This window comes from Stetteria hydrogenophila (assembly GCF_054657575.1).
Genome location: NZ_BAAHYL010000002.1, coordinates 459,311 through 478,594, shown reverse-complemented (window position 1 = coordinate 478,594; position 19,284 = coordinate 459,311). Strand labels below are relative to the sequence as shown.

Annotated in this window: 17 protein-coding genes and 1 tRNA gene; 8 read left to right on the top strand and 10 right to left on the bottom strand. The window is 68.9% G+C overall.

Annotated features, from left to right (window positions below; translation table 11 throughout):
- Window positions 1–97 precede the first annotated feature (97 nt).
- Window positions 98–1,099, top strand: a complete 1,002-nt coding sequence (locus ACYQ3J_RS05920) for an asparagine synthase C-terminal domain-containing protein (RefSeq protein ID WP_460125783.1) — start codon at window positions 98–100, stop codon at window positions 1,097–1,099.
- Here ACYQ3J_RS05920 and ACYQ3J_RS05915 read toward each other — a convergent pair.
- The 8 genes from ACYQ3J_RS05915 to ACYQ3J_RS05880 form a co-directional block, all read right to left on the bottom strand.
- Window positions 1,076–2,014 carry a cobalamin biosynthesis protein gene (locus tag ACYQ3J_RS05915; protein ID WP_460125781.1) on the bottom strand — a complete coding sequence of 313 codons (939 nt, stop codon included), beginning with the start codon at window positions 2,012–2,014 and terminating at the stop codon, window positions 1,076–1,078. The genes ACYQ3J_RS05920 and ACYQ3J_RS05915 overlap by 24 nt on opposite strands.
- A 6-nt stretch (window positions 2,015–2,020) precedes the next feature.
- On the bottom strand, window positions 2,021–2,830 hold the full coding sequence (locus ACYQ3J_RS05910; RefSeq protein ID WP_460125779.1) for an adenosylcobinamide-GDP ribazoletransferase: 810 nt from the start codon (window positions 2,828–2,830) through the stop codon (window positions 2,021–2,023).
- Entirely contained in the window at window positions 2,827–3,903 is a 1,077-nt protein-coding gene (locus tag ACYQ3J_RS05905) for a pyridoxal phosphate-dependent aminotransferase (RefSeq protein ID WP_460125777.1), read from the bottom strand. Before ACYQ3J_RS05905 ends, ACYQ3J_RS05910 begins: the two co-directional genes overlap by 4 nt.
- The gene (locus ACYQ3J_RS05900) at window positions 3,894–4,415 is read right to left on the bottom strand and encodes an NTP transferase domain-containing protein (RefSeq protein WP_460125775.1); all 522 of its coding nucleotides are present in this window, start codon (window positions 4,413–4,415) and stop codon (window positions 3,894–3,896) included. Before ACYQ3J_RS05900 ends, ACYQ3J_RS05905 begins: the two co-directional genes overlap by 10 nt.
- Window positions 4,412–5,509 (bottom strand): adenosylcobinamide amidohydrolase, encoded by a 1,098-nt coding sequence (locus ACYQ3J_RS05895; RefSeq protein WP_460125773.1) that lies wholly within the window; start codon window positions 5,507–5,509, stop codon window positions 4,412–4,414. Before ACYQ3J_RS05895 ends, ACYQ3J_RS05900 begins: the two co-directional genes overlap by 4 nt.
- Window positions 5,481–6,554, bottom strand: a complete 1,074-nt coding sequence (gene cobT, locus ACYQ3J_RS05890; RefSeq protein ID WP_460125771.1) for a nicotinate mononucleotide-dependent phosphoribosyltransferase CobT — start codon at window positions 6,552–6,554, stop codon at window positions 5,481–5,483. Before cobT ends, ACYQ3J_RS05895 begins: the two co-directional genes overlap by 29 nt.
- Window positions 6,555–6,616: 62 nt before the next feature.
- Complete coding sequence (locus ACYQ3J_RS05885; protein WP_460125769.1) at window positions 6,617–7,768, bottom strand: ATP-NAD kinase family protein; 1,152 nt, start codon at window positions 7,766–7,768, stop codon at window positions 6,617–6,619.
- A 22-nt stretch (window positions 7,769–7,790) separates the two neighbouring features.
- Window positions 7,791–9,203, bottom strand: coding sequence for a phytoene desaturase family protein (locus tag ACYQ3J_RS05880; RefSeq protein ID WP_460125767.1), 1,413 nt, complete (start codon window positions 9,201–9,203; stop codon window positions 7,791–7,793).
- 188 nt (window positions 9,204–9,391) lie between these two features.
- Here ACYQ3J_RS05880 and ACYQ3J_RS05875 point away from each other — a divergent pair, with 188 nt between their 5' ends.
- Complete coding sequence (locus ACYQ3J_RS05875; protein WP_460126262.1) at window positions 9,392–9,958, top strand: GNAT family N-acetyltransferase; 567 nt, start codon at window positions 9,392–9,394, stop codon at window positions 9,956–9,958.
- Here ACYQ3J_RS05875 and ACYQ3J_RS05870 read toward each other — a convergent pair.
- The gene (locus ACYQ3J_RS05870; RefSeq protein ID WP_460125765.1) at window positions 9,955–10,986 is read right to left on the bottom strand and encodes a M42 family metallopeptidase; all 1,032 of its coding nucleotides are present in this window, start codon (window positions 10,984–10,986) and stop codon (window positions 9,955–9,957) included. The genes ACYQ3J_RS05875 and ACYQ3J_RS05870 overlap by 4 nt on opposite strands.
- A 29-nt stretch (window positions 10,987–11,015) precedes the next feature.
- Here ACYQ3J_RS05870 and ACYQ3J_RS05865 point away from each other — a divergent pair, with 29 nt between their 5' ends.
- The 5 genes from ACYQ3J_RS05865 (at window position 11,016) to ACYQ3J_RS05845 (ending at window position 16,213) form a co-directional block, all read left to right on the top strand.
- Window positions 11,016–11,762 carry a haloacid dehalogenase gene (locus tag ACYQ3J_RS05865; RefSeq protein ID WP_460125763.1) on the top strand — a complete coding sequence of 249 codons (747 nt, stop codon included), beginning with the start codon at window positions 11,016–11,018 and terminating at the stop codon, window positions 11,760–11,762.
- Window positions 11,722–12,552, top strand: a complete 831-nt coding sequence (locus ACYQ3J_RS05860) for a hypothetical protein (RefSeq protein WP_460125761.1) — start codon at window positions 11,722–11,724, stop codon at window positions 12,550–12,552. Before ACYQ3J_RS05865 ends, ACYQ3J_RS05860 begins: the two co-directional genes overlap by 41 nt.
- 89 nt (window positions 12,553–12,641) lie before the next feature.
- Window positions 12,642–12,718: transfer RNA gene (locus ACYQ3J_RS05855), tRNA-Ala, on the top strand.
- Between the two features lie 157 nt (window positions 12,719–12,875).
- On the top strand, window positions 12,876–13,985 hold the full coding sequence (locus ACYQ3J_RS05850) for an aminopeptidase (protein WP_460125759.1): 1,110 nt from the start codon (window positions 12,876–12,878) through the stop codon (window positions 13,983–13,985).
- 200 nt (window positions 13,986–14,185) lie between these two features.
- Window positions 14,186–16,213, top strand: a complete 2,028-nt coding sequence (locus ACYQ3J_RS05845; protein ID WP_460125757.1) for a metallophosphoesterase family protein — start codon at window positions 14,186–14,188, stop codon at window positions 16,211–16,213.
- Between the two features lie 302 nt (window positions 16,214–16,515).
- Here the strand turns inward: ACYQ3J_RS05845 and ACYQ3J_RS05840 are convergent, their stop codons facing one another.
- A complete protein-coding gene (locus ACYQ3J_RS05840) occupies window positions 16,516–17,547 on the bottom strand; it encodes an AbrB/MazE/SpoVT family DNA-binding domain-containing protein (protein ID WP_460125755.1) in 1,032 nt (343 codons plus the stop codon).
- A 397-nt stretch (window positions 17,548–17,944) separates the two neighbouring features.
- On the opposite strand from ACYQ3J_RS05840, the gene ACYQ3J_RS05835 reads away from it, so the two are divergent.
- Complete coding sequence (locus tag ACYQ3J_RS05835; RefSeq protein WP_460125753.1) at window positions 17,945–19,261, top strand: SLC13 family permease; 1,317 nt, start codon at window positions 17,945–17,947, stop codon at window positions 19,259–19,261.
- Window positions 19,262–19,284 lie beyond the last annotated feature (23 nt).

Genomic DNA, 19,284 nt, shown 5'->3' with positions numbered 1-19,284 from the left:
GGGCTCTCGCCTGCGGCCATGGATTTTGCCGTGGCTTTTAATCGCGCTGTATCGAAGCCCTCAGGCTTGCAGTAGATGCAATGGCGTGGGCTGGGCCTTGGGCTGCCTCAGGCTCTCAATGGAGCTTGCCTCCCTGGTCAATGACGAGCTCTCCAGGGAGGGGTGTGACTGCCTGCTCCTCAGCGGCGGTGTGGACACGTCGTTCACGGCAGTGGCCCGGATGCTCGCGGGGGGAGGGTTCCGGCTAGCCGTGGTTGTCTCGCCGTGGCGGGGCGGGGACCTGCCCTACGCCCTCAAGCTGGCGGATGCGCTGGGCTTGAGGGTGGTGCTCGTAGACTCGTCTCGGGGATCCTTCAGGGCCGCCGTCGACCTAGCCGCCCTGGCGGAGGCCACCGCCGACCCCGTCGAGGTCGCGGGCTCCGCGGCTGCGGCGCTCGGGCTCGCCGCGGCGAAGGCCGAGGGGTGCAGCTGCGTCGCCACGGGCGACGGCGGCGACGAGCTCTTCCTCGGCTACGGGTTCCTCCTCTCCAGGGGGCCGTGGGAGCTGGAGTCCTGGAGGGAGCGCATGGCGGGCGGGGGCGCCCGCTTCGGCGTCGACAGAGTCGCCGGGGCCCTCGGGGTCAGGGTCGCCCACCCCCTCTACGCGCCGGCAGTCAGGGAGTTCTCCCTCGGGGTCCCCCTCGAGTGCCTCGTCGCCAGGGGGCCCGGGGGGAGGGTCTACGGGAAGTACCTCATGAGGCTCTACCTCCACCACGCCAGCTTCCCGTGGCTGGCGTGGAGGCCGAAGACCCCGGTGACCCACGGCTCAGGCGCCCTGGAGGCCCTGGAGGATCTCTCCCGGGGGGCCAGGCCCGTGGAGGGCTGGGAGCCCAGCGAGCCCCACGCCTACCTGGTGGCGAGGCTCAGAGCCCTCGGCGCGCTCCCGGGGAGGTGTGGGGATCCTTCCAGGGCCTGCCCCGTCTGCGGCAGGTGCATGGACGGGGGCTTCTGCAGGTTCTGCGGCGCCTACCTGGCCGGCGGGGGCGTCAGCGTCTACAGGCCCCGGGGGGTCCGCTTCCACTACGAGCCTGGCCCGTCACGGGTGGAGGGCGAGGGCTAGGGTGAGCACCGCCAGCGTGTAGGCGGCGGCGACTGCGACGCTCACCCTGACAGCCCTCGCTATGTCACCGGGCCCCGGGGGCCTCCCCCGGGGGTTGATGACGTAGTGCCCCCGCTTCTCGAGCCTGACCCCCAGCGCCCCGGCCATGGCGGCCATGGGGTGGCCGGCGTTAAGGCTCTCCGTCGCCCCCCTCCACTCCAGCCAGGAGCGCAGCGCCCCCCGCACGCTGCCCCCCGCGAGGGGGGCCGCGAGGGCTATGAGGAGCGCCGTCAGCCTCGCGGGGATGTAGTTGAGCACCGTGTCTATGTGGGCCGAGGGCTTCCCCACCCGCTCGTACTCCGGGGTCTTGTAGCCTATGGCGCCGTCGAGCGTGTTGGCCGCCCTCTGGAGGAGGGGGCCCAGGGGGCCGAGTATGGGGTAGTAGGTGAGCGGGGACGTGTAGCCGTCCACGAGGTTCTCCGCCAGGGACTCTATCGCCGCCGAGGCCACGAGGTGCGCGCTCAGCCCCCGCGTCGGCCTCCTAACGATCTCCGCCACCGCCGCCCTAGCCTCCTCGAGGCGGCCCCCCTCCAGGCTCGAGGCCACCCGCCTAACCGTGTCCACGAGGAGCCTGAGCGAAGCCGAGAACTTGAGGATGGCCGCGGAGAGGGCTAGCCAGGCGACGGGGTGGCCGCCGGCCAGGCAGAGGGCGACCGCCGCCGGGGCGGTGACGGCGCAGCTGACGGCGAGCCAAACAAGGACCCCGCGGGCGACGCCGGAGTACGGCCTGGCGAGCCGCCTGGCGGCGATGAATGAGAGCCTGACGGGGTGGATCAGGTAGAGTATTCCGGAGTGGCGGGGGTACGCCACGTCCAGGGCCACCGCTGCGGCGAGCGCCGCGGCCCACCACCAGCCGCCGGGCTGAGGGCACCCCAACCCTCCTCACCCGCCCGCGGCGCTCAGGGCCAGGGCTGCCATGGTGAGGAGGAAGGTCCTCAGCGCCTCGTAGGCGAAGCCCGCCACGTCGCCGTTCACGAAGCCGAGCCTCGACTCGGCGTCCCTGGCCACGAGCAGGGAGAACGGGACGGCTAGGGCCGCCGCCACCGCCACCAGCGCTGCCTCGAGGGGCGAGCGTTGGAGGGCTGCGGCGGCTGAGAGGCAAGCCACCCCGGCGTAGGAGGCGGCGTTGACTGCGTGCCCCTCCCCGTCCATGCTGTCTTTGAACGCCCCGGCGAGGCCCTCGTAGGGCTCCCTCCGCCCCGCGGCGATGACGAGGTACATGGCCTCCGCGGAGAAGGCGTAGACAGCGGTGAGGAGGGGCAGGAGGCCGGCCCCCAGGGGGGCCAGGCTCCCCGCGGCGGCCGCGGAGGCGACGAGTGCCACCGTTGTCCACGCGAGGGCGTAGGACCCCCTCGACGGGTCCTTGAGCACCCTCAGGGCCCCCTCGCCCGCGAGTCTCGAGCCCACGACGTCGGCGTAGTCGGAGAATCCGTCGAGATGCAGGGCCCCAGTGATGGCAACGTGCAGGACGAGGTAGACAGCGCCCGCCAGGGATCCCGGGACACCCGCGGCCCCGAGCGCTGCTAGGGCGAGCGAGGCCAGGAGCCCCTCGAGGGCGCCGAGGAGGGGCGCCAGGGGGAAGGCCGCCGCGGCGGCCTCAACGCTGCCCCCGCCTAGGGGGATCCCGGTGGCGAATGCCAGGAGGTCCCTGAACCCCGAGAGTCTTGCGCGCAGGCCGCGGCGGCCCCTCAAGTCCGGGCGCCCTCCAGGATAGCCTTGAACGCCTCGATGAGCCTCCGGTTCTCGCTGCTGGTCCTCACGGAGACCCTGGAGTGGCGTGGCGTGAGGTACGTGAAGGAGGAGGCGTCCCTCACGTGGACGCCCAGCCTGTTCAGCTCCGCCTGGAGCTCGGGGTGCCTGAGGCGGGGGTGGTGGACGAGGATGAAGGGGGCCCTGGACTCGTAGGCCTCCAGCCCGAGGGCCTCGAGGCCCCTCCTCAGCCGCTCGGCCTCCACCGCCACCAGCTCCCGGGCCCTCTCGACGTGAGCCCTAACCTCCCGTGCCCCAGCGGTGAGGGCGTCCTCAACCACCGTGGCCGCGAGGGTGTTCACGTTCCACGGCTGCCTCGCCGCCTCCAGGAGCCGGGCGAGCCGCTCGTCCTCGGCGTAGGCGAAGCCCGCCCTGAGGCCGGGGGTGGCGAGCGTCTTCGTCAGGCTCCTCACCACCACCACGTTCCCCGGGGCCCTGCCGAGGAGGCTGCACCCCTGCCCGCCGGGGGCGAGCTCGATGAAGGCCTCGTCGAGGAGGACCACGCCCTCCCCCATGCACTCGGCCACCTCGAGCACCGCCCTCGCCGGGGCCAGGCTACCGGTGGGGTTGTTGGGGTTCGAGAGCAGGAGGATGGAGCCCCTCCTCAGGCTCCGCGGGAGGCTGCAGACGAGCGCGGGGTCGAGGCGGTACCCGCGGCCCTCGAGCCTCAGGGGGAGCGTCACCCACGGCAGCCCCAGGCCTGTCGCGGTGTAGCCGTGGTCGCCGAAGGTCGGCTCGACGCTGACGAGGGCCGCCGGCTTGAAGGCCGCCACCGCCAGCTGAAGCGCCTCCGCCGCCCCGTTGAGCGGCACGACCCTCCCCGGGTCCAGGCCGTAGTAGCCGGCGATCGCCTCCCGGAGGCGCCTGTACTCGTAGTCGGGGTAGCTGAGGCTGGCCTCCACGGCGAGCCTCCGGATGGCCTCCGCGACTCGGGGCGGGGGCCCGAGGGGGTTCAGGGGGGTGCTGAAGTCCAGCACACCCCGCGGTGGCCTGCCGCCGTGGCTCCTCAGGGGCAAGCTTCCTCAGCCTCCTCCAGGTCCCTCGGGGTGTCGACGTCGATCAGCGCGGGGCTCGGGGGGTACTCTACGTCCCACCAGGCGCCGCCGCGCCGCTTGAAGAGGGCCACACCCGTCGGCCCCCTGCTGGTAACGAGGTTCACCACGTCCCCCGGCGCCGCCATCGCCTTCACGAGGAAGTCCTCGAGAACCTCCCAGGTGAGGTGGGGCATGTCCGCCGGCAGCACCAGGACGGGCGTGCCGGCGAGGGCCAGGGCGTCCCTCAGGTCACTCACGTAACCCTCCCCGGAGCCCTCCAGGCACTCGACGCCCGGGAACGCTGTTGAGGAGCAGAGGGGGGCCAGGTCGCGCGTGTGGGGGGAGTAGGCTAGGATGATCCTCCTGCAGACCACCCCCGCCGCCCTGAGGACCCTGAAGACCATGGGCTCCCCGCACACCTCGATGAGGGGCTTCACCGCGCCGCCGAGCCTTGAGGCCCTGCCGCCCGCCATGACTATGCAGTCGACCCTCAACCCCGGCTCCCCCCGAGGAGCATGTCGTACAGGAGGGAGAGCGCCGAGCCCACGAGCGCCGAGACCACGTCGTCCTCGAAGGTGGGGGCCTCGATCCCCACCGCCCCCGACTCCTTGAGCCTCTCAACCCAGTACGCCGCCAGGAGGCCCTTGAAGCCCGCGGCGTAGAGGGAGAGGGCCACGGCTAGGAGCTCGTCCGCCACGATGCCCCTGGGGTCCCGGGCGAACTCCTCCGCGCTAACGCCGGGCAGCGCGCCGGCCGCGCCCCTCAGGTCGAGGTCCCTCGCGGCGATTACGAGGGAGGCCACGTTCGGGTCCCGCAGGAGCCTGGCGAGGATCCCCCTAACCATTCTCCTGGCCTCCTCCACGCTTACCCCGGGCACGGGGGCCCGGCTGTAGGCCTCCATGGCCAGGTCCAGGAGGCCCTCGAGGGAGTAGCCGAGGGCGTTCTCGGCGAGGCCGAGCGGCCCCAGGATCCTCGCTCCGAGCCCCACTATGAGCCTGTAGATGGACCAAGCCACCGGGCCCCCGAGCCTCGTCGACATGCCCGCCGTGACCGCGCCGCCCCCAGGCCCCCCGGGCCTCGCGACTACGGCTAGCCCGTCGCTCGCGGTGCCCGGGGAGCGGGTCCGGCAGCGGAGGAGCAGCTCCACCGCGGCCAGGGCCTTGGCCTCCGCTGCGACCCTGAAGAGGTCCATGAGGCCCGACCGCTCCAGCTCCACGTCGACCCCGACGGCTACGTTGATCGTCGAGGGCTTCAGGGGCTCGTGGACCCCACGGCCGGGGCAGGTTGGGGGCGTCAGGCCGAGCGAGACGGCCACGACGCCCGGCGGGTCCTCGAGCTCCTCCACGGCCAGCCTCTCCTCCAGGTCGACGGCGGTCAGGAGCACGACGGCGTCCTCCCTGCCGAGATCCCGCCTCACGCCCTCGTAGAAGGCCCGCAGGCTCGGGGGGTTGAAGTCCTCCCCCACCCTCCTGAAGACTATCAGGGACGCCTCGGGGGGCTGGTAGGGGGCGGAGGAGGCCACCACCCCCCTGAAGCCCAGGTCTATGACGGCGACGTCCCTAGTGTGCCTCGCCAGCCTCGCCGGCAAGCCCGGACACCCTGGCGTACTCCTCCTCGACGGCCTCGAGCACCGCCTCCCCGGGGATCCCGGCCTGGGAGGCGAGGGCCAGAAGGCCCCCCATCCCGACGCCCTCCTTCACGTAGCCCTCCTCGTACATCCTGAGCCCCCTGAACCTCGACCTGGAGAAGTCGACGCTGGAGACCAGGAGGGGGACCCCGGGGTAGACCTCGGAGAGCAGGCCCCGGACGTCGGAGGACCCGTCCCCGGCGAGCCAGCGGGTGGTCGCGAGGGTCACCCTGCCCTCGACGCTGACCCCGAGCCTGCGGAGTATGGCGAGGATGGCGCACATCTGCGTGCCCCCGCCCAGGACGACGCGGGACCCAGCCTCCACCGCCCCCGCGGTGAAGCCTGCTATGGAGACGTGGAGCGGGTCCCCGACGGCGTCCACGGCCTCGAAGGGGTCCCTGGCGGGCACCTCGAGCCCCGTGGCTTTCAAGGCCTCCTCGTAGACCCTGGCCTTCAAGCCGTGGGGGTTCACGGGGCCCGCGCTGCTAACCCTCCCCCGGGCCCTGAAGCCGAGGGCCTCCATCACCGCCATCGCCGTCGTAGTCCCGCCCGGCATGCTCTCCCCCACGACGAAGTCGAGCCTGCCCCCGAGGCTCCTCCCGAGGAGGCGGGCCTCACTGTAGAGCCTCTCAGCCGTCCCCGGCGGGAGCGCTCTGCCCCGGTCGATGCGCTCGCCGACCCTCCGGGAGGGGAGGGCTACGTGGGGGATCCTCGGCGCGAGGAACGCTCCGGAGTCGACTACCAGCGCCGGGATCCCGAGGAGGCGGAGGATTGCCCTCGAGACTATGGCCGGCGTGGGCACCCCCTCGGGGGAGACTGGGACTGCATCCATGCTGACGGGCCTCCCGGCTATGAGGTACTCGGCGTCGAGGGTTGGAGTGTAGAGCGTGGCCTCGGGGGTGGGGCCTGCGATGCTTATCCCTGGAATGGTCGAGGTCCGCGTGGATCCGATGAAGAGCGTGAACAGCACCCTATCCAAGTCGACGCCCAGGGCTTGAGCGGCCAAGAGATGCGCACCTGGACACCCCCTCCAACCCCTCCCGGGGTTAAAAGAGCGCTCCCGCCGCGCTAGTAGCCTGGGACTACCTTGACGAGCCTGTACCTGGCGTAGCCGGTGATCACCCTCCTCCAGCCGGAGAGGAGCCTGTCGAGCTCCTCGTCCCCCGTGTCGACTCGGAGCACGTTGAGGCGCCTGAGCTTGGTGGGGGTGGCGACTATTATGATGTTCCCGGCTCCCACCCGCCTGATGACTTGGGGGCTGAACTGCTGGTTCCCCCTGCCGAATATGAAGCCCTGGCCCCCTATCGGGGTGACGACTATCGCCGCCCTCTCGTGGGAGTCGAGGAGCCGGAGGATCCCGGCCTCGTCTAGGTCCCTGCCGACGAGCCTCCCGTTGTGGACGGCGTCGACTCCCAGCAGGGTCTTCTCGACCCCGAGGGCGTCGGCGACCGCCTTCACCGTGGAGCCGGGGCCGAGGAGGTAGAGCCTGCACTCCTCCATCGACTCCGCCACGTACTCCCCCAGCCCCGCGGCCTCCTCGCCTGCGGGGGCGGCCTCCTTACCCGACTGGACTAGGCCCTCCTCCACCGGGGTGGGGGCGTAGCCGTAGAGCCTCACCCTTAGCTCGTCCCTCCTGAACGCCTCCTCGTCTATGTCCAGCACCTCCCTCGGCTCCACCCTGCAGCCGCGCAGGGCGCAGTCCGCGAGGATCCTAGCAGCTGCCGCAGGGTTCACGGCGAAGACCGCGCTGTACATCTTCACCCCTGAGGGCACTCCGAGCACCGGGACCCCGCCCCGAGTGGCGTCGAGCACGTCCCTCGCCGTCCCGTCCCCGCCCACGAAGACGATGACGTCAACCCCGAGCCTGGCGAGTTCCCCGGCGCACCTCAACGTGTCCCCCCTGCTCGTAGGCCACTTGCCCGGGTCGACGCAGGGGACGCTGCGCCACGGGATCCCGGCCTCGCCGAGGAGGGATCCCCCCATGACCCCGGGAGGGGCGTGGAAGCCGAGCCTCACCCCCAGGGGCCCGGCGAGGGAGCGGAGCGCCTCGAGGAACGCCCTAGCCCTCCCCGGCGCGACGGGCCGGGCCCCCCTCCTGAGCGCCTCGGCGAGGGCGGGCCCGTCCGTCCCCTTCAAGCCGAGCCTCCCGCCCATCCCCGCCACGGGGTTGACCAGGAAGCCGACCCGCAGCGGCCCGGGCCCGAGCCTGCCGCCCCCCACGGCCCCTTGACCCCCTGGGGCTTCACCCGCGCCTCTCCAGCACCCTCCAGGGGAGCGGGATCCTCGGCTCCACCCGCGAGTCGAGGAGGATCCTCAGCGCAGCGTTCACCCCGGCGACCCCGTTGACCTCGCCGCCCGGGTAGCTGCTGGCCGAGGCATGGTAGAGGCCGGGCGCGTCGGTGGCGTAGCTGCTCCACTCCCTGAGGGGCCTGCCGTCCATCAGGTAGGGGTCGACCATCGGCACGTGGTCGGGGTGCCCGGTCTCGTTGCCGCAGCACGCCGCCTGGCTCTCCCTGCCCCTCACCCACCACGCCACCACATCGCCCTCGCCGACCCCCGGAGGGAGGGGGTCGAGGGGGTCCTCGATGCACCCGCTCACCTGCACTAGGTGCAGCCCCCTCCCGGGGGAGGCGTTGGTGTAGAGCGTGGGGTAGCTGTACTCCCCGCCGCGGCCCCTCCTCCAGTACACCAGTATCGGCGCCCCCCTCCACCCCTCCTCCCTCGGGGGCTCGGGGCGCCTGCGGAGGAGGTAGTCGACCCTCACCACCCGGGATCCCAGGCGCCCCGCCTCCTCGAGCCTCCTAATGCTCCCCTCCTCCAGGAGGCCCGCCGCGCTCTCGAGCCTGGGGAGCGTGTAGATGGGTGCGGCGTACACCACCCCCCTCCTCGCCCTGAGCACCCCGCCGCCGCGCAGCTCGACGCCGGCCACCCTGCCGCCCTCCACCAGGAGCCCCCTAGCCTCGGCGCCTGCGAGGACCTCGACGCCCTCCATCCTCGCCCTCTCCTCGAGCCTCCTCGACAGCGACGCCATGCCCCCGACAGGCTGGTCCCAGACGCCCCCGTTCTGGAGGTAGTAGGCCAGGGCGAAGCCGAGGGAGCGGAGCATGCTGGGGTAGATGATGGTTTCCCACCACTCCCGGGGCAGGTGCTCGGCTAGGATCCCCTCAACGCTCCTCTCCAGGAACACCGCCGCCTCCGCGTCGCAGGAGTCGACCAGTGAAGCCGCCTCCTCGGGGGAGGGGGGCGTGGGCGTGTAGTAGAGCCCGGCGGCCTTGAAGCACCTCCAGAACCTGCCCGCCAGGTCGAGGAGGTCCACGAGCCCCGGGACGCCGGCCTCCCTAGCCTCAGCCGCCAGGCGCCCCCTCCCCCTCCACCACCTGAACACCACGGACCCGTCGCCGTCCAGCTCCACCCAGCTCGGGTCGGGCCTGTGCATCCCAGGCAGCAGGCCCAGCCACTCCTCCAGCTCCCCCGGCACCAGCCCCACGGTGTAGGCGTAGAGCGACCAGGGCAGCCCCCCGGGGACCCCGGCGGCGAGCCCGCCGAGCCACGGGTTCCGCTCGACCACGGCGACCCTGAACCCGTGCCTCGCCAGCACTATAGCGGCGACGACTCCGTTATGGCCTCCCCCAACCACGACCACGTCGAACTCCAACGCCGCCCAGCCCCGCGGGATCCCGGCCCCGCCGCTTCGGAGACCCGGGGGGCGTGGGTGCTGGAATTAAACGCCCCCACGGGATCCCCCCGGCCGTCACGGCGCCCCCGGGGCTGCCGGGGGCGTGGGATCCTGCGGGCCGGTTCCTCGGAGCCAGCCGCCGCGCCGGGGTGGGCGTCTTGGTCGTCGTGGAGTGGGACTTGGACTCGGCGGTTGAAGTGGTCGGCAGGTGCCTGGGCAGGGTCCACGCCTACTACGCCCGGGAGGCCGCGGTGGGGGCGGGGGGCTTCGGCCTCGTCGCCCGCGAGGGGTCCCGGGTGGCCGGGGCCGTCGTGGCCTACCCGGCGAGGGGGCCGGTGTGCCTGGGCGTCATCTACTACGTCGCGGTCCTGGAGGGGTGGAGGGGCCGGGGGCTGGGGAGGGTGCTGGTGGCGAGCGCGGAGGAGGCCCTGGAGTGGGAGGGGTGCCGGTTCACGGTGGCGACGACGAGCCGGGGCAACGAGGCGAGCGTGAGGCTCTTCTCCTCGCTCGGCTACAGGGTGCTGGGCGTCGAGGAGGCCGCCGGGGAGCTGGGCTGGGAGGCGGTCGACGCCCTCCTCCACGCCTCCTGCAGCTTCGAGGACGACGTGTTAATGGTTAAGCCCTGGGATCCCTCCACGCTCTCCAAGCTGGCGCCGGACGACTACAGGGAGACGTGGTGGAGGGCCTGCTACAAGCCCTGGCTTAGGCTGTGGAGGCGGGGCCTCCGCGGCTAGACCGGGGGCTCCTCCGCGACCGCCGCTAGCAGCTCGACGAGGCCGCGGGCGTCGTCGAGGTTGAGCAGCTCCACCGTCGAGTGGGCGTACTTCACAGGGGCGCAGAGGGCGATGCTCCTAACCCCCTGCCTCTGGAACGCCGCCGCGTCCGTCCCGCCCCCCGCCGTGGCCACCTGGACCCGTATCCCCCTCGACTCCGCGAGCCTCCTGATCCTCGAGACGAGGGCGGGGTCGGCTATGTAGGCGTTGTCGACCGCCCTTATCACCGGGCCCCCGCCCCACCTGGCGGGCCCGGTGACCTCGGGCCTGCAGCAGGCCATCGTGTCCACCGCCACCGCCAGGTCTGCCCCGACGCTCCTGGCCGCCGCGAGGGCGCCGCGGAGGCCGACCTCCTCCTGCACCGTCCACGCCAGCACGACCCTCGCCTTGACCCTCAGGCCCCCGGCGATCACCCTCGCCAGCTGGACTAGGGCAGCGCAGCCCAGCCTGTCGTCGACCGCCCTCGCCGCCAGGGCCCTGGAGCCGGCTAGGAGCACCGGGCTCTTGTCGAGCGTCACCGGGTCGAGGGGCCGCACCCCCAGCTCCTCGGCCTCACGCCTGCTCGACGCCCCCACGTCTATGTAGAGCTGGTGCCACTGGGGCGCCTGCTGCTCCTGCCTCTCCAGCCTCAGGTGCGGCGGGGTCACCCCTATGACTCCGGGCACGTCGCCCTTGGAGGTGTGCACCGTGACCTGGGTGCTGGGGAGGATCAAGTCCTCTATCCCGCCGATCTTCCTGAACCTCAGGAGGCCGTCGTCAGTTATATCCGTGACGACCAGGCCTATCTCGTCCATGTGGGCGGCGTAGAGGATGGTGGGCCCCTCTCCCCCAAGGTCCAGGTAGAGGTTGCCCACCGAGTCAGTCCACGTCTTCCCGAGCCCCGAGACCAGGCCCCTAATGGCCTCCCTCACGGGGGCCTCGTACCCGGAGACCCCCGGGAGCTTGATGAGCCTGACTAGGAGGTCGGTGAAGCCCCCTTCGCCCTGCACGCCCCGGGACACCCCCTCCCCTCGGGGCTTTGGGGTTTGAGTTAAAACCCTGCCCCGGGGTCCACGGGCTTCTGTGGGGCTACGCTTTGGAGATCAACCCGGAGATGCCCAGGGAGAGGCTTGCCGAGATCGTGGCCTCGATCGACTCCTACCTCGCCGAGAGGGACCGGGTTAGGGAGGAGGCGATACGCCTGGCGAGGGACGTGGTGAGGAGCGCGGGGTGGGCGGTCACCGCGGTGCACAAGGGCTCCATGGAGGAGGCCTGGAGGCACCTGGGGGAGGCTGAGGAGAAGGCCAGGCGCCTCCTAGAGTTGACTAGGCCCTACCCTGAGCTCTACTACTCCGGCATGGTCTATAACGCTGTGAGTGAGTACGTCGAGGCGAGGGTGTTCATGGACCTCATCACCGGGAGGGGCCTCCCGGGCCCCGGGGAGCTGGGGGTCCAGCCGGTCCCGTACCTCCAGGGCCTCGGGGACGTGGTGGGGGAGCTTAGGAGGCTCGCCCTCGAGATGGTGAGGCACGGCAGGTTCGACGTGGCCTGGAGGCTCCTAGACGCTATGGAGCAGATCTACCTCCAGCTCCGCGGGCTCGACTACCCGGACGCCCTCGCCCCCGGGGTTAGGAGGAAGGCCGACGCCGCCAGGAGACTCGTCGACGACACCAAGGCACTCCTGGTCGACCTGGAGAACAGGCACAAGCTCACCGTCGAGCTGAGGATGCTCAGGGGTGCGGGGGGTGGCGGGCAGGATCCCGGCGGGGGTCAGGGTCTACACTGACCTAGACCACACCATGCTCGGCGACGGCGGCCGCCTCGGCGCCGCCGGGGAGGAGGCGAGGGACCTCCTAGCCCTAGGCGTCGAGGTAGTCCCGGTGACGAGCAAGAGCGTGGCGGAGGCCTACTACTACCTGGGGAGGCTCGGCCTCGAGGAGTCGACGCTCCCCGCGGCGATAGCCGAGACGGGGGCCGCGATAGTCCTGGCCGGCCGCCTGGAGCCCCTCGCGGAGGCCCGGGTCTACGGGGTGCCCATCATCCCCCTCTCCCGGGGGAGGGTGAGGGTCGACGAGGTGATCCCGGGGGAGTGCAGGGGGGAGGCGAGGATCCTCTCACGCCTCGACCCCCGGGAGGCGGCCGAGCTGACCGGGCTCCCCCCTGTGGAGGCCAGGCTGGCGACGATGAGGGTCTACGACGAGGCCGTACACGCCCCGAGCGGGAGGTGCAGGAGGCTCATAGCGGAGAGGGCCGCCGCCCTAGGCTACACGGTGCTGGAGGGGAAGAGGTTCATCCACGTCGCCAACACCAAGGGGAAGGCCCGCGCCGTCCACGCGCTCGAGAGGCTCGCGGGCAAGCCCAGGCTGAGGATCCTCGCAGGCGACTCCCCCCTCGACAGGGACCTCCTCGAGCTCCCCGGCGTAGCAGTCGTGGTGCCCAGACCCCCGGGGCCCAGGGTGGCGGTGAGGCCAGCCAGGGCCGACTACATCGTAGCCCCCCACCCGGCCCCCGAGGGCTGGGTGTGGATGGCTAGGAGGGTGGTGAAGCCCCTAACCCCCCTCGCCTCCAGCGGCTAGCAAACCCAAGCCCGGGACAAGCTCCACAACAACACCCGGGGCCGGCAGGGCTTTAAGCCCCGGAAAGCCCTAGGAGCCAGCCGGCGGGTGGGCCGGTAGCTCAGCCTGGAAGAGCGCTCGGCTTGCACCCGAGAGGTCCCGGGTTCAAATCCCGGCCGGTCCACCACACCCCCAATCCCAACCCTGCCAGCTCAACGGGCCAGCGGGCTGGGGCTCGGGTATGCCGCGCCTCGTCTTCCTTAATCGCTAGCAGAGTGTTAATAATGTAGTGGTTTTATACTAACGGGCGGGTAATCCCCGCGGGGATCCTGGGTGCCCGCGGATTGAGGGGCGTCGACAGGTTTGCCAGGCTCCTCGTTGACTACTGCGTCTCGGTGGGGAAGGGCGACGAGGTCCTGGTGAGTGCTGGGCTGGAGGCTATTGACCTGGTTAGGGAGGTGTACCGGGCGGTCGTCGAGAGGGGCGGCTACCCCAGGTTCGAGTTGAGGGATGAGGTGCTGCAGGAGGCGTTCTACAGGTACGCCCCGGAGGAGCTGCTAGACTACGTCTCAGACATTGACGTCTACGTTATGGAGAGGATTAACGCCCTCATCGGGGTCAACTCGGCTAGGCACGCGAAGCCGCTCATTGGCGTCGACCCGGAGAGGCTGAAGAGGAGGAGCAGGGCGGCGAGGAGGCTGACCGAGATATTCATGAGGAGGGACGCGGATGGGTCGCTCAGGTGGGTCTCCACAGCGTACCCGACCCCGGCGCTCGCCCAGGAGGCCGGCATGGGGCCCCTGGAGTTCGAGGACTTCGTCTACAGGGCGCTCAAGCTCCACGAGCCCGACCCTGTGGAGGCGTGGGTGAGGCAGGCTGAGAGGCTGAGGAGGATAGCCGGCTTCCTCTCCAGGGTCTCCGAGCTGAGGGTGGTGGGGAGGGACACGGACCTCCTCGTCGGGGTCGCGGGGAGGAAGTGGATCGTGGACGATGGCAGGAAGAACATGCCCGGAGGCGAGGTCTTTACGGGCCCCCTCGAGGACTACACGGAGGGCAGGATTTACTTCGAGTACCCCTCGGTCTGGAGGGGCTTCGAGGTGGAGGGCGTCAGGCTCGTCTTCCGCCGCGGCGAGGTGGTCGAGGCCACCGCGGCGAGGGGCGGCGAGTTCCTCAGGAAGGTGCTCGAGACCGACGAGGGCGCCAGGAGGCTGGGCGAGGCGGCTTTCGGCCTCAACTACGACATAACCAGGCCGGTCAAGATGATACTCTTCGACGAGAAGATAGGGGGCACCATGCACTTCGCTCTAGGCGCCTCCTACCCAGCCACCGGGGGGAGGAACCAGTCCTCGATACACTGGGACCTGGTGAAGGAGCTGAGGAGGGACGGCAGGGTCTACGCCGATGGGGACCTAGTCTTCGAGAACGGGAGGTTCATAGAGGAAGTCATTAGCTAGAGCGGTTAGCGCCGCCCGGCAACCCGGCCGGGATCCGGGTTGCGCCCGCCGCGGCCTACTCCGCCCCCTCCTCAGGGGCTGCGCCCTCCTCTACATCGCCGGCGTCGCCCTCAGCATAGTCTTTTAACTAAGTGGAGGGCTGGAAGCATACCTGAGGGCGTAGCGCTCCGGTGCCCGCTCTAGTGAAGGGTGTTTAAGGGTTGAAGCAGCGGAGGGTGGCTCCGCTACTACTGCTCCTCGCCCTCGCCCTATTGCTCCCCGCGGCCTCCGCCATGGTCAACGTGCCGAGCCGCCTGGAGCCGTTGATCGTTGAGCCGCAGTACAGCAGGCCCGTCGTGGTGGAGGCGGGCAGCAGCTTCAACGTGACGGTTGAGGGCGCGTCAAGCGTCGACTCCCTCGAGCTGGTCGGCTTCAACTACACCGCCAGCATCAGCTTCGAGACGGTCGAGTCCGGGGCCGGCCTGGTTACCGTTGAAGCCAGGCTGCCCGGGGACGTGCCGCCGGGCCTCTACGGCTTGAGGGCTGAGACCGACGCCGGCGTGGCGTGGATGCCCAGGTCCGTCTGGGTCCCGGGTGGGAGCCTCGAGTGCCTGACGATAATGCACGTCACCGACAACCACCTCGGAGCGAGCGATAGGGGGATCCCGAACACGCTCAAGGACACTAAGTACGTGATGCTCGCCGCGACCCTGGCGGAGCAGGCGGGCGTGGACCTAGCCTTCGTGACCGGGGACGTGGTCGACGTTGGCTCCGACGTCAAGTCCCTTAGGGACGCCTACGCGCACCTCAACCAGTACCCGATACCCACGTTCGTCATACCCGGCAACCACGAGTGGGCCCAGGTCCCGGGCAGGGACGCCTTCATGGAGAAGTACTACGGGCTCTACATCAACTCTCGGGAGTACTGGTACAGGGTAGTCGGCCCCTTCATATTCATAGGCCTCGACTCCCTGGGGGGAGGCTACCTCCCCGATGAGCAGCTCGACTTCCTGGACAGGGTGCTCAGCGAGCACCCCGACAAGGTTGCGGTGATAGCATTCCACCACCCCATCTTCAACGAGCCCGGCGAGTACTCGGGCCCCGTGGATAGCTGGATCGGGAGCGTGTACTCCAGCTGGAGGGCGCACGAGGACAGCCTGAGGAGGCTCATAAGCATAATCAGGAGCCACGACAACGTCAGGCTAGTCCTCAGCGGGCACATCCACAGGGACTCCGACGCCGTGCTGGACGGGAGGGTCTACTTCATAACGACCACGACGGCCAACCACGGGACCCCCACGTACTGGGGATTCAAGATAGTGAGGATCTGCAGCAACGGCAGCGTGAGCTTGGTGCTCCCGCCGGGCAAGAGGGACCTCTTCAGCGGGAGGACGAGCTTCAACACCATGTACATAGACAGTTACGAGATCGCGAGCAGCGACCTCACCACGGTGATCTGGGACCTGCACGCGAGCAGGCTGGCGGAGCTGGACCTGTCGAACGCCGTGGTCCTCTTCTACCTGAACGGCTCCTACCCGGCGAGCGAGTACAGGCTCTACGGGAACACCAGCCTAGTCCACGGGGTTGAGTACTACAAGTACGGCGACCTCCACGTCTTCAAGGTCCATGTGACTGTGCCCACCGGGGACAGGGCGGTCCTAGTCATGTCGAACGGGGAGGACGAGACGCCGCCGAGCGCGTCGATAGCGCTCGTAACCCCGAGGACACCAAGCCCCGGATCCCCAGTCATGGTCTACGTTAAAGCCTCCGACGAGGGCTGGGGCGTGAGGGAGGTGTACCTGCTCGTCGACAAGGGCAACGGGTGGGAGAAGGTAGGCCCCCTCACCAGCCAGGGAGGCTACTACACGGCCAGGATAGGCCCCTTCAAGCCCGGGGTGGTGAAGGTGAAAGCCGTAGCCATAGACTACGCAGGCCTGAAGGGGGAGTCCGAAGTAGTCGAGATCAAAGTGCCCGCCCCGCAGCCCGTAACCACGACGCCGCCGAGCACGACTACGACGACGCAGGAGGAGACGACCACCCAACCTGCGGTGACGGAGACGGCAACCACAACGGCAACCACTACGAGAACCACGACAACCACCAAGACAACAGCGGCCACTACGGCAACCCCTGAGACGACGGCGACACCGGCAGCAGCCGCCACCGGCGAATCCAAGGTCTACGCGGCAGCCGCAATCGGCGTGGTCATCATAGCACTGCTCTTCGCCGCCGCACGCTCGAGAAGGTGAAGCCTGCACAGCGAACCCTTCAAGCCCCTCTTTTCACGAACCCGCCTCGGCCAGCGCAACCCACCCCTCAACCCCAAGCCCTCCAGGGACACCCACGCTAGGTAGGGGGCATAGGCCCTCCGCGATGCGGGGCTTCTACCATCCCCCGAGGGAGAGGCTCCCTTCCCCCGGGGTCTAACGTGTTCAGGGGTTCCTCTTCACCGGGCTCGGGGGAGGAGCTTGCAGCCCCTCCACTTAATATTGCCTCGAGCCGCTAGACCGCCCCAGATCCAGCCCGGGCCCTCAAAGGGGGCGCCGGGGGTTTAGCGTCTCTCCCCCTCGGCGTCCCCCGCCGCGTGGCCCGTGTTGTCGCTGCCGTGCTTCTTGATTAGGCAGATGCAGAGGAGGGCTTGGCTGGCCAGCTCTGCCAGCCGTGCGGCCTCGAGTATCTTGGCGAGTATGAAGGCGAACGCCGGGCTACCACTAGCTACTACCTCGGCCAGCTCGTCCTCGACGTTGAGTATTTGACGTATTTTCGAGTGCGCCTCCTCGACTTTCTTAATGCTCGGCGGGTCTGCGCTCGACCCCATGGTGGTCACGGCTACTTCGAGGGCTTGGAGGAGGAGCGTGATCCTCTCGACCTCCCCCCTCTTGAGGCCCGGGTAGAGGCTTGCAGTGGTGGCCGCCAGCCTGTAGGCGGTGCTTGCGAGCAGGCTTAGAATAACGATGACATTGCCGATTATCTTGTTGACCCTGTCATCCACCACCTCCACGGGCCTCCAGGCCGAGGTGCTCCTCAAGAGCTTGGATGAGAGCCTGGAGGCTTCGCCGTAAAGCTTCGTGTAGTAGTCGAGGTCGAACCTGCCGCTTTCAATGCTTTCAGCCAGCGCCCTGAAGATCGCCCCGACGCTCCGGCCCAGCTTTGAAAGGAGCGCCAGGTAATCCCTTCTGGGCTCCCCAAACTCCACCACAACATCATTATTGCCCACGACGTTGACCGAGGCGCCTTCAACCCCCTTAAGCGCCTCGGTTATCTTTTCGACTACCTGATCCCTAATGTAGGAGGCGGGGTGGAGGTATAGCTCGTCGAAGCCGTAGAGGTAGGTGCATAAGGCTAGGCTTTCCAAGTGCTTGAAAACGCCGCCTCCGTTCACGCCGTTCAACTTGAGAGTGATGCTAGCCGGCTTAGACCCGGGCTCGGGGCTTACAACTAGCTTATCCCCCACATCATGAACGTAGACAATGTCCCCCACATCAATATTATGCCTTCGGGCCCAGCCCCGGGGCAGCGTGATTATCAGGGAGGAAGCGCCAAGCCTCTGGACCTTCCTCTGCGTGGCATCACCACGTGGCAAACCACATCCCCCCGGGGCACCAACTCCGTTCTCTGCATCGAAACATATATGTAGAATTGTAGAGTTTATAAAAGCTACTTCCCCTCACTGCCGGCGTGAGGCTTCCAGTGGAGAGGAGACCCGCTAGCCCCGCGCCTGAAGACGATGCGGCCTGGGAGCGCGGGCATGGTTTATAGCCTGGAGCCGGGCCACGCTGGACCCGGCGGCCCGGTGACCTGCCGTTGGGTGTCTGCCCGCATCGTCGGACGCGGTGAAGAATCCCCTGGCTAAGAGGGCCGCCCCTACTCGGCTCACGCCGCCAGCGCCTTGGGCTGGCTTTGTAGGAGTCCCCCCGTGGGTTGCCTAGGTTTTGGGCGCTTCAAATTAATCCCCCTCGAGTTCGGCCTGCTAGGCCTCGGTGGATACAGGGTTGAACGACCTCGTCGTGATCGCGGTGTTCGCCGCTACGGCGGCAGCTATTATAGCGAGAGTCGTCGACGAAACAGTCGCTGTGCTAGCCGGCGTCGCGGCAATGGTAGTGCTGGCCGGCTACCCTCCCGAGAGCGCCTTCCACGCGGTGGACTGGAACGTCATCATGATACTCTTGGGGATGTGGCTTCTCGCAGGCTACCTGGCGGAGTCAGGGGTCCCGGAGTACCTCGTGTTCTGGGCTGCCCGTAGGACTAGGAGTTACAAGGAGTTCCTGATGCTGATTAGCCTTATCGCTGGTTTCCTCACCCTCTTCCTCGACAACCCGTTCGTGGTGCTCCTCCTCGGAGAACTGGTAGTGGAGGCTGCGGTGAGGGCTCGCAGGGATCCCCTCCCAGCCGCGGTTCTCGTCGCCATCTCAGCCAACCTATTCGGGACAGCGCTCCTAATGGGCGACCTACCGGCGCAGATCCTCCACTCGGTTACCGGCGTGGAGTTTGTCGACTTCATAGTCTTCAAGGGGAGGCCCAGCAGCTTCCCGCTCCTCGTGGTGACATTCTTCGTTGTGATTCTAGCCTACTTCAAAACCGCCCTGAAGGACGACGATGCGGCTCTAGCGGTTGAAGTGGAGCGGCCAAAACTAGGCCCGGCGGCCTGGGTCTCGATCGCAGGCTTCGCCGCCACAGTCGTGGGTATGGCGCTCCGGCCGCTCCTCGGCTACCCGCTAGGGTTCATAACCTTGGCCGGCGCAGCGTTCACCGCGCTCGTGATGGAGTCTCTGAGGAGGGCCGGCGCCAGGGTTCCCTCGTTCGAGGCCGCCGTGAAGCACGTAGAGTGGAGGGCGTTAATGTTCTACGCCGGCCTCTTCAGCCTTGTCGGGGGCCTCGAGCACGCGGGGATCCTTGAGAGGGTGGCCAGGAGGCTCGTCCCAGTACTGCAGGGCGACCCGCTCGAGGCTTACACGGTGTTCTACTGGGTCACCGGCCTCCTCTCCATGTTCATAGAGCACGACGCCTTACTCCTAGTCTTCCTCTACATAGCCAGGGATGCTATGCAGCTAACCGGGGTGACCCACTGGGGCGTCTACTGGGGCATGGCTTGGAGCGCCACGCTCGGGGGCAAAGCCACGACCGCTGGCGCTCCAGCACTTTACCTGGCCATCCTCATTGCGGAAGCGAAGAGGGGGAGAAAGGCGTCGGCGAGAGAGGTGCTCAAGCTCAACACCCCCTACAGCCTGCTCGCGCTGACCACGCAATTCCTGATATCCCTACCCTTCTGGGGGGCCGCGGTGGAGCCGGCCGCCTAGACTCCCAGGAGGTTGAAGAGAGA